Annotated in this window: 10 protein-coding genes; 3 read left to right on the forward strand and 7 right to left on the reverse strand. The window is 67.2% G+C overall.

The genetic code is table 11. The annotated features are described in order from the left end of the window. Positions 1 to 144: 144 nt before the first annotated feature. The 7 genes from ACCD11_RS27815 to ACCD11_RS27845 all read right to left on the reverse strand — a co-directional run bounded on the left by ACCD11_RS27815 (position 145) and on the right by ACCD11_RS27845 (position 8013). Positions 145 to 1095, reverse strand: a complete 951-nt coding sequence (locus tag ACCD11_RS27815; RefSeq protein ID WP_413316304.1) for a branched-chain amino acid ABC transporter permease — start codon at positions 1093 to 1095, stop codon at positions 145 to 147. Further along, a complete protein-coding gene (locus ACCD11_RS27820; RefSeq protein WP_007832654.1) occupies positions 1092 to 1964 on the reverse strand; it encodes a branched-chain amino acid ABC transporter permease in 873 nt (290 codons plus the stop codon). The genes ACCD11_RS27815 and ACCD11_RS27820 overlap by 4 nt, the downstream gene beginning before the upstream one ends. Positions 1965 to 2125: 161 nt before the next feature. Further along, positions 2126 to 3295 (reverse strand): ABC transporter substrate-binding protein, encoded by a 1170-nt coding sequence (locus ACCD11_RS27825; protein WP_413316307.1) that lies wholly within the window; start codon positions 3293 to 3295, stop codon positions 2126 to 2128. A gap of 127 nt (positions 3296 to 3422) precedes the next feature. Beyond that, positions 3423 to 4238 (reverse strand): alpha/beta fold hydrolase, encoded by an 816-nt coding sequence (locus tag ACCD11_RS27830; protein ID WP_413316315.1) that lies wholly within the window; start codon positions 4236 to 4238, stop codon positions 3423 to 3425. Between the two features lie 154 nt (positions 4239 to 4392). Continuing rightward, positions 4393 to 5940: a benzoate-CoA ligase family protein gene (locus tag ACCD11_RS27835; RefSeq protein ID WP_007832646.1), complete on the reverse strand. Its 1548-nt coding sequence runs from the start codon at positions 5938 to 5940 to the stop codon at positions 4393 to 4395. Positions 5941 to 5971: 31 nt separating this feature from the next. Next, on the reverse strand, positions 5972 to 7522 hold the full coding sequence (locus ACCD11_RS27840; protein WP_413316309.1) for a 3,4-dehydroadipyl-CoA semialdehyde dehydrogenase: 1551 nt from the start codon (positions 7520 to 7522) through the stop codon (positions 5972 to 5974). Next, positions 7519 to 8013, reverse strand: coding sequence for a DUF4863 family protein (locus ACCD11_RS27845; RefSeq protein WP_413316311.1), 495 nt, complete (start codon positions 8011 to 8013; stop codon positions 7519 to 7521). The genes ACCD11_RS27840 and ACCD11_RS27845 overlap by 4 nt, the downstream gene beginning before the upstream one ends. A gap of 163 nt (positions 8014 to 8176) precedes the next feature. Between ACCD11_RS27845 and ACCD11_RS27850 the strand changes: the two genes are divergently transcribed. The 3 genes from ACCD11_RS27850 (at position 8177) to boxB (ending at position 12582) form a co-directional block, all read left to right on the forward strand. Then, complete coding sequence (locus ACCD11_RS27850) at positions 8177 to 9124, forward strand: helix-turn-helix transcriptional regulator (RefSeq protein ID WP_413316313.1); 948 nt, start codon at positions 8177 to 8179, stop codon at positions 9122 to 9124. A 319-nt stretch (positions 9125 to 9443) separates the two neighbouring features. Then, positions 9444 to 11120 (forward strand): 2,3-epoxybenzoyl-CoA dihydrolase, encoded by a 1677-nt coding sequence (gene boxC, locus ACCD11_RS27855; RefSeq protein ID WP_007832637.1) that lies wholly within the window; start codon positions 9444 to 9446, stop codon positions 11118 to 11120. A 34-nt stretch (positions 11121 to 11154) separates the two neighbouring features. Continuing rightward, on the forward strand, positions 11155 to 12582 hold the full coding sequence (boxB, locus tag ACCD11_RS27860; RefSeq protein WP_007832636.1) for a benzoyl-CoA 2,3-epoxidase subunit BoxB: 1428 nt from the start codon (positions 11155 to 11157) through the stop codon (positions 12580 to 12582). Positions 12583 to 12666 lie beyond the last annotated feature (84 nt).

Consider the following 12666-nt stretch of genomic DNA (forward strand, 5'->3'; position numbering starts at 1 on the left):
CCCCCACCCCGGCCCTCCCCCAGCGGGGGAGGGAGAAATGCAGGGAACACCGCGCAGCCGGCTTTGCCGGGCCGCTGGTGTTGCTCCCGGTGAGGGGGTTGGCGAAGCGACACGAAGTGCGCGAAGCCTGGGGGAGAGCTGACTTCACACGGCCTCCTTCGGCGACAGGCGCTTCACAAGCCCGATCAGCCCCTTGGGCAGCAGCGCCACGAACACGATGATCGTCAGGCCCAGCGTCAGCTGCCAGTGGTCCGCCATCGGGCCCATCACCGCATGGGTCGAGAAGATCTCCTTCAGCAGCGTGAACGCGATGGCGCCGATCACCGCGCCGCGCAGGTGGCCGAGGCCGCCGAGGATCACCATCAGCAGCACCTCGCCCGAGTTGTGCCATGCCATCAGTTCCGGGTTGACCACGCCATCGCGCGAGGCCAGCAGGAAGCCGGCAAGCCCCGCCAATGCACCCGCCAGCACGAAGGCCGCGAGCTTGTAGGCATACACCGAGAAGCCCGCGGCGCGCATGCGCTGCTCGTTCACGCGGATGCCCGCCAGCGCCGCACCGAAGCGCGAGCGGCGGATGAGCGCCAGCAGTCCGTAGGTGAACACCAGCGAGGCCAGCACCACGTAGAACAGCACCGTGCGGTTCTCCATGTCGAGCGCGCCGAGGGCGGGCCGCACGTACATGTAGATGCCGTCGCTGCCGCCGCCGACCTTGGTGTCGTGGAACACGAAGAAGGCCATCTGCGCGAAAGCCAGCGTCACCATGATGAAGTACACGCCGCGCGTGCGCAGGCTCAATGCACCGACGAACAGCGCATACAGCGCCGCCGCACCCATGGCCAGCGGCAGCAGCAGCCCGAAGTTGCCGCCTTCGCTGCCTGAAGCGAGCACCGTGACGTATGCGCCGATGCCGTAGAAGGCCGCATGGCCCAGGCTCACGAGCCCGGTCATGCCGACCAGCAGTTCGAGGCTCAGCGCGAAGATCGACAGGATCATGATCTTCACGACGAAGTCGGAAACGTAGTTGCCCATGAACGGGCCCGCCACGCCGATGAGCACGGCGCACAGCACCGGCACGAGGAATGCGGTCCTCTTCATGGCCGCCTCCCCATCAGCCCTTCGGGCTTCCATATCAGCACGATGGCCATCAGCAGGTAGATGCCGATGCCGCTCAGGTCCGCGAAGAACACCTTGCCGAAGGTATCGACGAAGCCCACCAGCAGCGAGGCCACCAGCGCGCCCGTGATCGAGCCGATGCCGCCGATCACCACCAGCACGAAGCAGATGATGAGCACGCTCGCACCCATGTTCGGGTACACCGAGGACATCGGCGCCGCGATCATGCCGGCCAGCGCCGCCAGCGCCACGCCCGCCGCGAACACGATGCGGTAGAGCCGCTTCACGTCGATGCCCAGGCCGCGCACCATGTCGCGGTTGCTCGCACCAGCGCGGATCATCATGCCCAGCCGCGTGCGGTTGACCACCCAGTACAGCGCCACGGCCAGCACGATGCAGGCGGCCGAGGCGAAGAGGCGATACCACGGATAGCTCATGACGTTGCCCAGCGCGAAGCTGCCGTCGAGCCATGCCGGCACCTTCACGCCGTGCACGTCGTTGCCCACAAGGATGGAGCGCAGCTCCTCGAACACCAGGATGAGCCCGTAGGTCATCAGCACCTGCTGCAGGTGGTCGCGCTGGTAGAGGTAGCTGAAGAAGGCCCATTCGAGCAGGTAGCCGAAGACGGCCGCCAGCACCACGCCGGCCACCAGCATCAGCAGGAACTGGTCGCCGAACAGCGGCGCGAGCGCGAACGCCATGTACGCGCCGATCATGTAGAAGCTGCCGTGCGCAAGGTTGATGACACCCATGATCCCGAAGATCAGCGTCAGCCCCGAGGCCACCAGGAAGAGTAGGAGCCCGTACTGAACCGAGTTCAGGCACTGGACCAAGAAGGTTCCGAAATCCACGTTAGGTCATCCCTGTGAGACCGAAAGAGAGCGTGGCGCGATAGCGCCCGCGATGTTCGGGAGACACCGCGGAACCGGCTTTGCCGGGCCGCAGGTGTCGCCCCCGGAGAGGGGGAAGGCGAAGCGACACGAAGTGTGCGCAGCCTGGGGGAGTGCCTTGTCTACATCCGGCAACCGCGAGCGGGGTCGGCGAGACCCTTGATCGCGGTGCTCACCAGCTTGTTTTCCTTGCCTTCTACCTTGCGCAGGTAGATGTCCTGCACCGGGTTGTGCGACTTGCTCACCGTGAAGGTGCCGCGCGGGCTGTCGATCTTCGCCTTCTCGATGGCGGCCGTGAACTCGGCCTTCTTCGAGATGTCGCCCTTGGTGGCGGCAAGGCCCACGCCCAGCATCTGCGCTGCGTCGTAGCCCTGCACGGCATACACGTCGGGCTGCAGCTTGAAGGCCTTGGCGTAGCCGACGCGGAAGGCGTTGTCGCGCGCGGTGTTCAGGCCGTCGGCATAGTGCAGCGTGGTGAGCATGCCCTGCGCAGATTCACCCTGCGCGTCGAGCGTGCCGTCGGTGAGGAAGCCGGGGCCGTACAGCGGAATGGTCTTGTTCAGGCCGGCGGCCTGGTAGTCCTTCACGAACTTCACCGCGCCGCCGCCGGCGAAGAAGGCGTACACCGCATCGGGCTTGGCCGCCGCGATCTCGGTCAGCAGCGCCTGGAATTCCACGTTGGGGAAGGGCAGCGTGAGCTGCTTGTCGACCTTGCCGCCGTTCTTCTCGAAGCCTTCCTTGAAGCCTGCAACCGACTCGTCGCCGGCCGCGTACTTCCAGGTGATGGTCATCGCCTTCTTCTTGCCCTGCTGCTTGGCCGCCACCTCGCCCATCGCGTAGGCCGGCTGCCAGTTGCTGAACGAGCTGCGGAAGATGTTGGGCGCGCACATCGGGCCGGTCACCGCGTCGGCACCGGCATTGGGCACGATCAGCACGGTGCCGCTTTCCTTCGCGGCCTTGGCCATGGCCATGGCGACGCCCGAGTGCACGGTGCCCACGATCACGTCGACGTTGTCGCGCTTGATGAGCTTGTTGACGTTGTCGGTCGCCTTGGCAGGGTCGGACTCGTCGTCGACCTTGAAGTATTCGATCTCGCGGCCGGCGAGCTTGCCGCCGTGCTCGTCCACGTAGAGCTTGAAGCCGTTCTCGATGGCCACGCCCAGGGCGGTGTAGGTGCCGCTGTAGGGCAGCATCAGACCGACCTTGAGCTTGCCTTGCTGGGCGTGGCCCAGCGTGGCGATGCAGGCCAGGGCGAGGGCCGTCAGGGTGGTGCGGGCGATGCGGGTGCTCATGTGATCTCCTGGCGTGGTATTGAAATGAAAGGGGAACGGCTTGAAGACGGGGGCGACGGGTTGGGGCGCGTGTCTTCACGACGCGCCGCCGCTGGCGCAGATACTTTAAGGGTAAATCATTTATCTCTCAAACACGAGTTTTCCCTGACCGAGGATTCCGGTCGCCCATGAATGAAACGGTCGCCACTATCGCTTTTTCGGGCTGGTCGCGATGCGGGGAATGCCCGCAGTCAGGCAGCTCCAGCAGCTCGGTGCCCGGCACGCGCCTGGCGATGCCGCGAATCTGCGCGAGTGTGCCGTACTCGTCGTCGATACCCTGTATAGCAAGAATCGGGCAACGGATGCCATCGAGCTCGGCTTCGATGTTCCATTGCCTGAAAGGCGGATGGAGCCAGACGCGGTTCCAGCCCCAGAAGGCCGAATCGACGTCGTCGTGATAGCGGCCCAGCTTCTTCGGCAGGTCGGTCTCCAGGTAGGCCACCCGGGCCTGCTCGATGTTGGCCAGCGTCACGTCCTCGACGAAGATGTGCGGCGCCAGCACCACCAGGCCGGCCACGCGCTCGGGAAAGCGCGCCGCATACAGCAGCGAGATCGAGGCGCCGTCGCTGTGGCCGAAGAGCCAGGGTTTCTCGTCGCCGAGCTCGAGCGCGGCGAAGAAGGCGGGCAGCACTTCATGCGCCTGGCGGTGCATGAAGTCGACGTCCCAGGTCTCGTCGCCGGCGCGCGGGGTGGAGCGGCCGTAGCCCGGGCGCGAGAAGACAAGGCCGCGGGCGCCGGCGGCTTCGCACAGCCGCGTCGGGAAATCCTTCCACATGGCGACGGAACCGAGGCCTTCGTGGAGGAAGACGATCAATGGCGCATCGGTGCGCTCCGGGGCGATCCATTGGCACTCGATGCGGACCGGGCGGCCGCGCCAGGTGATGTTGGCGAACGCCGTGCTCATCATGTTGCCTCCGGCTGTTGCTCCTTCCCCCTTTGGGGGAAGGTTGGGATGGGGGCAAGCGGTGCCTGCAAGGGCTGCGCGTGCATGAAGGCCGATGCCCCCACCCCGGCCCTCCCCCAGCGGGGGAGGGGGAAAGAGGAAGACGGGGTGCGTATCACGCCTGCTTTTCCCTCTCGCGCAACCTGAACCGCTGGATCTTCCCCGTCGCCGTCTTCGGCAGCTCGCTCACGAACTCCAGGAACCGCGGGTACTTGTACGGCGCGAGGCGTTCCTTGACGAAGGCCTTCAGCTCTTCCTCGGTCACCGCGGCGCCATCCTTCAGAACGACGAAAGCCTTGGTCTTCGTCAGCCCTTCGGCGTCCTCCTTGCCGATCACCGCGGCTTCCAGCACCGCCGGGTGCTGCATCAGCGTGGCCTCGACCTCGAAGGGCGACACGTAGATGCCGCTGACCTTCAGCATGTCGTCGCTGCGCCCGGCGTAGGTGTAGTAGCCGTCGGCGTCGCGCGTGTACTTGTCGCCGCTCTTGGTCCAGCCGCCCTGGAAGGTCTCGCGCGACTTCTCGCGGTTGTTCCAGTACATCAGCGCCGAACTGGGGCCGCGGATATAGAGGTCGCCCACCTCGCCGTCGGGCACGGGGCGGCCGTCCTCGCCGCGCAGCTCGACCTCGTAGCCCTCCACCGGCCGGCCGGTGGTGCCGTAGCGCACGTCGCCGGGTCGGTTGGAGATGAAGATGTGCAGCATCTCGGTCGAGCCGATGCCGTCGATGATCTCGCAGCCGAAGTGCGCCTTGAAGCGCTGCGCGAGTTCGCCGGGCAGCGCCTCGCCGGCCGAGGAGCACATGCGCAGCGCCACGGCTTCGCGCGCCGGCAGCTTCGGCGAGGCGAGCATGCCGGCAAAGCCGGTGGGCGCGCCGAAGAACACGGTGGGCTTGTGCTCCACCCAGCGGCGGAAGGTGGCGTCGGGTGTGGGCCGTTCGGCCATCAGCACCACGGTGGCACCGACCGACAGCGGAAAGGTCAGCGCGTTGCCCAGCCCGTATGCGAAGTACATCTTGGCGGCCGAGAAGCACACGTCGTTCTCGGTGAGGCCGAGCACGGGCTTGCCGTAAAGCTCGGCCGTCCACCACAGGTTGGCATGCGTGTGGACCGTGCCCTTGGGCTTGCCGGTGGAGCCGGAGGAGTAGAGCCAGAAGCCGGGGTCGTCGGAAGCGGTCTGCGCCGGCGATGCCAGGGGCGGGGCGGCGGCGAGCGCGGCTTCGAATTCCTGTGCGCCCTCGGGCAGCGTACCCGCGGGCTGCGACACGATCAGCGCCTGCACTTCATGGCCGCCGCGCGCCATCGCCTGCTGCAACGTCGGCAGCAGTGCGCCGGACACCAGCACGGCCTGCGCGCGGCTGTGATCGAGCATGTAGGCGTAGTCGTCGGGCGTGAGCAGCGTGTTGACGGCCACGGGCACCACGCCGGCATAGAGGCAGCCGAGAAAGCTCACCGGCCAGTCGTTGCCGTCGAGCATCAGCAGCAGCACGCGCTCTTCGCGGCGGATGCCTGCCGCCTTCAACGCGGCGGCGAGGCGGCGCGCGCGGTCTTCGAGCTGGCCGTAGCTCAGCGTGCCGCGGTCGTCGATGTAGGCGGTGCGATCGGCGCGGCCGCGGTTGAGGGCGAACAGGTGCTCGGCGAAGTTGAATCGTGTGGGTAGGGTCATGGTCTTGTCTCCTTCGGCCGTGTCTCTCGTTCTAGAGGCCGAGTGCGGCGAGCACGCCGGGGCTTGCCTGCACCGCGCTTCGGCGGTGATAGAAATCGAGCGCGCGCAGGCCGCCCAGTTCGGCGCCGCCGCCCGCGCGGCCGGGACCGCCGTGCATCGACATCGGCATCACGTTGCCGTGGCCGGTGTGGGCCTGCGCCACCTCGGGGGTGATGACGTGCACGCGGCCGTGGCTCGGTGCGACCGACAGCGCAGCCTGCGCGAGCGCGGCGTCGTCGCTGCCATACAGGGAGGTCACGAGCGAGCCCTGGCCGCGGTGCGCAAGTGCGATGCCGTGCGCGAGATCGCGGTACGGCAGCAGCGTGGCCACCGGCCCGAACACTTCCACATCGTGCACGCGCTGCGCCGCATCGGCGTCGCGCGTGCCCAGCAGCACGGGTCCGATGCAGGCGGCGACCTTCGGGTCGGCATCGATGAGCGGCTTGTTGCGGCTGTCGTGCAGCACGGTGGTCTGCGTGGCCAGCGCGTCGAGGCCGTCGCGCACCGCATTCAGCTGTGCGCGGCTCACGAGCGAGCCCATGCGCACGCTCTCGCTGCGCGGATTGCCCACCGTGATGCCCGCGAGTTTGGCGCCGATGGCTTCGGCCGCGGCGTCGTACACCTCGGCCGGCACCAGGATGCGGCGGATGGCGGTGCACTTCTGGCCCGACTTCACCGTCATCTCGCGCACCACTTCGCGCACGAGCAGGTTGAAGGCCTCGCTGGCAGGCGCTGCGCCGGGCAGCAGCAGGGCGCTGTTGAGGCTGTCGGCCTCGATGTTCACGCGCACCGAGCGTTCGGCCACCGCGGGGTGCGAGCGGATCACCGCGGCCGTCTCGGCCGAGCCGGTGAACGAGGCCACGTCGAAAGGTTGCAGCGCATCCATCAATCCGGCCGAGCTGCCGCAGACGATGGACAGCGCGCCTGCGGGCAGCACGCCCGCGTCGACCACGTCCTTCACCATGCGCTGCGTGAGCCACGCGGTGGCCGTGGCGGGCTTCACGATCACGGGCACGCCCGACAGCAGTGCGGGCGCGGCCTTTTCCCACAAGCCCCACGAAGGAAAGTTGAAGGCGTTGATGAACAGCGCCACGCCATGCGTCGGCACCTGCAGGTGCTGCGACTGGAACACCGGCTCCTTGCCGAGCTTGACCGCGTCGCCGTCGCGCAGCGCGCGCACGTCGCCGAGCGTGTCGCCCCACTTGGCATATTGGCCGAGCGTGAAGATCGCGCCGTCGATGTCGACGGCCGAGTCGTTCTTCACGGTGCCGGAGTTGGCGGTGGCGATGTCGTAATAGGCGTCGCGGTTGGCCTGCAGCACTTTCACGATGGCTGCGAGCAGCCCGGCGCGCTGGCGGTAGGTGAGGGCGCGCAACGCATTGCCGCCCTGTTCGCGGGCGAAGGCAAAAGCTTCGGGCAGGTCGAGGCCGGTGGCGTCGACGCGTGCGAGCTCGGTGCCCAGGACCGGGTCGAACAGGGGCGTGCCGGCGCCCGATCCGCTTTGCCAGCGGCCGGCGACGTAGTTGGGAAGGAGTTCGGTCATGGGGTGAACTTGATCTGCCCTTCGGGCAGCAGATAGAGAACGAGTGCGCGGCCTTGCGCCACGGTCGGGCGGTGCGCGGTGCCGGGCCCGTAGACGCACCAGCCTGCCGAGCGCCCGTCGAAGGTGGCGTCGGCGCTGCCCTCCAGCGGCATGATCAGGTCGATCTCGCCGTTGGGGTGCGTGTGGTGCGGGCCGGCGATGTCCTGCATGTCGACCACGTCGACCGAGAAGCGGTGCAGTGCGTCCTCGGCCTTGAAGACGCGGCCGTACCGGATGCCGCCGCCTTCGCGCTCGCACAGCCAGCCTTCGGCGACGCCGCCGATGCAGGCCTGGCGCAGCTGCTCGAAGCGGGCGCTGCCTGCGCCGTGGGTGGCGTTGAGCCACTGGTCGAGCGCGCTGTCGAGCGGCCTGCCGGCGATCTCGGCGGTCAAGCCTGCAATCAGCTGGTGAAATGCTTCCTTGCCTGTGGCGGCGGTGCTTCGGTCGGACATCGTGGGGCCTCGAACTTTTGAACTACCTTGCAGAATCTCTGCGTGTGCAGTATCTTGCGTGTGGCCGAACGATAAGCATCGAGACAATGAGTGTCAAGCAATATAATGCATCTATGGTGTTTACCCTGAGCGCGCACAATTCCGGTGAAGAACGAGGAATTGCATGAACGAGCATGTAGACGCGGTGCTGGCCACCGCGCCGGAAAGTGGCGGCCCCGGCAACGGCCTTGCGCCTGCAGGAGAGGCGAAGAACCCGCTGCTGGCGGCATTGGGCGATCGGGTGCGCAACCTGCGCGCGCAGCGCGGCCTCACGCGCAAGGCCGTGGCCGTTGCAGCCGAGGTGTCGGAGCGCCACCTCGCCAATCTCGAATACGGCATCGGCAACGCGTCGATCCTCGTGCTGCAGCAGGTGGCCGGCGCACTGCACTGCTCGCTGGCCGAGCTGGTGGGCGACGTGACGACCAGCTCACCCGAGTGGCTGCTGATCCGCGAGCTGCTCGAACACCGCAGCGAAGCCGACCTGCGCCGCGTGCGCGTGGCGCTCGGCGAACTGCTGGGCACGGCCTCGGTCGATCCGGCGCGGCACCGCCGCATCGCGCTCGTGGGCCTGCGCGGCGCGGGCAAGTCGACGCTGGGGCAGATGCTGGCGGAAGACCTCGAGATCCCGTTCATCGAACTGAGCCGCGAGATCGAGAAGCTCGCGGGCTGCAGCGTGCGCGAGATCCACGACCTGTACGGCACCAACGCCTACCGTCGCTACGAGCGCCGCGCGCTGGAAGAGGCGGTGCAGATCTACAGCGAGGTGGTGATCGCCACGCCGGGCGGCATCGTCTCCGACCCGGCCACCTTCAACGAGCTGCTCGCGCACTGCACCACCGTGTGGCTGCAGGCCGCGCCCGAGGAGCACATGGGCCGCGTGGCCGCACAGGGCGACACCCGCCCGATGGCCGCCAGCAAGGAAGCGATGGAAGACCTGCGCCGCATCCTGAACGGCCGCGCCGCCTTCTATTCGAAGGCCGACCTGTCGGTGGACACCAGCGGCAGGACCTTGTCGCAGAGCTTCCAGGCGCTCCGTGCGGCGACCCGCCAGTCGATGGGTCTGGGCGCTTGAGCTGAATCTTCGGGGTTCGCTCACGCCGGCGGGGTACCTTGCTCCGCGAATGTCCCCCGGCCTGCGGCCTCCTCCTTTATTTCGCCGCGCAAGGCACCCCGCCGGCGTGAGCGTTCGGAGCACTGGTTGATTGGCTGCAAACCAGCAGCGTGGCCTGCGCACTTCCCCGAATCCCCAGTCCAGCCCTAAATCTGAAAAAAAGTGCAGCAGGCATTGACTTGCCTACATGCATGCAGCATGATGCATGTCATCGGAGCAGTAAAGTGCACTATCTTTCCTGTTCACGGTTTCCGAACACTGCCCCACAGGAGACTTCCGCATGACCGACACCACCACGCTCCAGGCGCCCCCGCGCGTCGACTACCGCACCGAACCCGGCCAGTACCGCCACTGGTCGCTGAGCTTCGACGGCGCCATCGCGCGCCTCGTGCTCGACATCGCGGAAGACGGCGGCATCCGCCCCGGCTACAAGCTCAAGCTCAACAGCTACGACCTGGGCGTGGACATCGAGCTGAACGACGCGCTCAACCGTGTGCGCTTCGAGCACCCCGAAGTGCGCAGCGTGATCGTCACCAGCGGCAAGGACCGCATCTTCTGTTCGGGCGCCAACATCTTCATGCTCGGCGTTTCGGGCCACGCCTGGAAGGTCAACTTCTGCAAGTTCACCAACGAAACCCGCAACGGCATCGAAGACACCTCGAAGCACTCGGGCCTGAAGTTCCTCGCGGCCGTGAACGGTGCCTGCGCCGGCGGCGGCTACGAGCTGGCGCTGGCCTGCGACGAGATCCTGCTGGTGGACGATCGCTCGTCCGCCGTCTCTCTGCCCGAAGTGCCGCTGCTCGGCGTGCTGCCCGGCACCGGCGGCCTGACCCGCGTGACCGACAAGCGCCACGTGCGCCATGACCTCGCCGACATCTTCTGCACCAGCGTCGAAGGCGTGCGCGGCCAGCGCGCGGTCGACTGGCGTCTGGTCGACGCGGTGGCCAAGCCCGCGCAGTTCGCCGCCGCCGTGCAGGAGCGCGCCTCGCAACTCGCGGCCGGCAGCGATCGTCCCGCCAACGCCAAGGGCGTGGCGCTGACCCGCCTGGAACGCACCGACAGCGCCGACGGCATCGCGTATTCGAACGTCAACGTGCAGATCGACCGCAGCAAGCGCACCGCGACCATCACCATCAAGGCGCCCACCGGTGCGCAGCCGGCCGACATCGCCGCCATCGAAGCCGCGGGTGCCGCCTGGTGGCCGCTCGCGATGTGCCGCGAACTCGACGACGCCATCCTCAACCTGCGCACCAACGAGCTCGACATCGGCACCTGGCTGCTCAAGACCGAGGGCGACGCCGCCGCAGTGCTCGCGTCCGATACGGTGATGCTCGCCAACAAGGACCACTGGCTGGTGCGCGAAACCATCGGCGCGCTGCGCCGCACGCTGGCGCGCCTGGACGTGTCCTCGCGCAGCCTGTTCGCGCTGGTGGAAGCCGGTTCGTGCTTCGCCGGCATGCTGGCCGAGCTGGCCTTCGCGGCCGACCGCACCTACATGCTCGCGCTGCCCGACGACGCCGAGCGCGCACCGAAGCTCACGCTGAACGAATTCAACTTCGGCTTCTTCCCGATGGTCAACGACCAGAGCCGCCTGCAGCGCCGCTTCTATGAAGAGGCCGCGCCGCTCGAAGCCGCACGCACCGCCGCCGGCAAGCCGCTCGACGCCGACGAGGCGCTGAAGCTCGGCCTCGTGACCGCCGCACCGGACGACATCGACTGGGACGACGAGATCCGCATCGCCATCGAGGAGCGCGCCGCCATGTCGCCCGACGCGCTCACCGGCCTCGAAGCCAACCTGCGCTTCGCAAGCAAGGAGAACATGGCCACCCGCATCTTCGGCCGGCTCACCGCCTGGCAGAACTGGATCTTCAACCGTCCCAACGCCGTTGGCGAAAAGGGCGCGCTGAAGGTCTACGGCACCGGCCAGAAAGCCGGCTTCGACATGAACCGCGTCTGACAGAACAGCAGTCCGTACAACCCAAGGAACAACGATGAGCACGATCAACTACAGCGAGAAGATCCCCAACAACGTCAACCTCGGTGAAGACCGCACGCTGCAGCGCGCGCTCGAGGGCTGGCAGCCCAACTTCATCAACTGGTGGGACGACGTGGGCCCCGAGGGCTCGACCAACCATGAGGTGTACCTGCGCACGGCCGTGAGCGTCGATCCGCAGGGCTGGGCCCAGTTCGGCCACGTGAAGATGCGCGACTACCGCTGGGGCATCTTCCTGAACCCGGGCGACGCCAACCGCGAGATCCATTTCGGCGACCACAAGGGTGAAAAAGCCTGGCAGGACGTGCCCGGCGAGCACCGCGCCAACCTGCGCCGCATCATCGTGACGCAGGGCGACACCGAGCCCGCGTCGGTCGAGCAGCAGCGCCACCTGGGCCTCACGGCGCCGTCGATGTACGACCTGCGCAACCTGTTCCAGATCAACGTGGAAGAAGGCCGCCACCTGTGGGCCATGGTCTACCTGCTGCAGAAGCACTTCGGCCGTGACGGCCGCGAAGAAGCCGATGCGCTGCTGCAGCGCACCTCGGGCGATGCCAACAACCCGCGCATCCTGGGCGCCTTCAACGAGAAGACGCCCGACTGGCTCGCGTTCTTCATGTTCACCTACTTCACCGACCGCGACGGCAAGTTCCAGCTGGCCGCGCTGGCCGAGAGCGCGTTCGATCCGCTGGCGCGCACCACCAAGTTCATGCTGACCGAAGAGGCGCACCACATGTTCGTGGGCGAGAGCGGCGTGTCGCGCGTCATCGCGCGCACGGCACAGGTCATGAACGAGCTGAAGACTGACGACGTGCAGAAGATCCGCGCTGCCGGCTGCATCGACCTGGGCACCATCCAGCGCTACCTGAACTTCCACTACAGCGTGACCATCGACCTGTTCGGCGCCGACCAGTCGAGCAACGCCGCCATCTTCTACAGCTCCGGCCTGAAGGGCCGCTACGAAGAAGGCAAGCGCACGGACGACCACATCCTCAAGGGCCAGACCTACAAGGTGCTCGAGGTGAAGGACGGCCAGCTGGTCGAGAAGGACGTGCCGATGCTCAATGCGCTCAACGAAGTGCTGCGCGACGACTTCATCAAGGATTCGGTGGCCGGTGTCGGCCGCTGGAACAAGGTGCTCGAGAAGGCCGGCATCCCGACGCGCCTGACGGTGCCGCACAAGGCCTTCAACCGCCAGATCGGTGCGCTCGCCGGCATCAAGATGTCGCCCGAAGGCCGCGTGGTAAACGACATCGAATGGGCCGCCAAGCGCGACGAATGGCTGCCGAGTTCCGAAGATTTCGCTTTCGTGGCATCGTTGATGGGCCGCGTGGTCGAGCCGGGCAAGTTCGCCGGCTGGATCTCGCCGCCGGTGATGGGTATCAACCGCCAGCCGGTGGATTTCGAGTACGTCCGGTTCGGTTGATCTGGGATTTCGGTATTGCTCCTTCCCCCGCTGGGGGAAGGCTGGGATGGGGGCAAGCGGCGATAGCGCCCACGACAGAGGCCG

The organism is Variovorax sp. Varisp36 (assembly GCF_047304235.1).
GTDB lineage: Bacteria > Pseudomonadota > Gammaproteobacteria > Burkholderiales > Burkholderiaceae_C > Variovorax.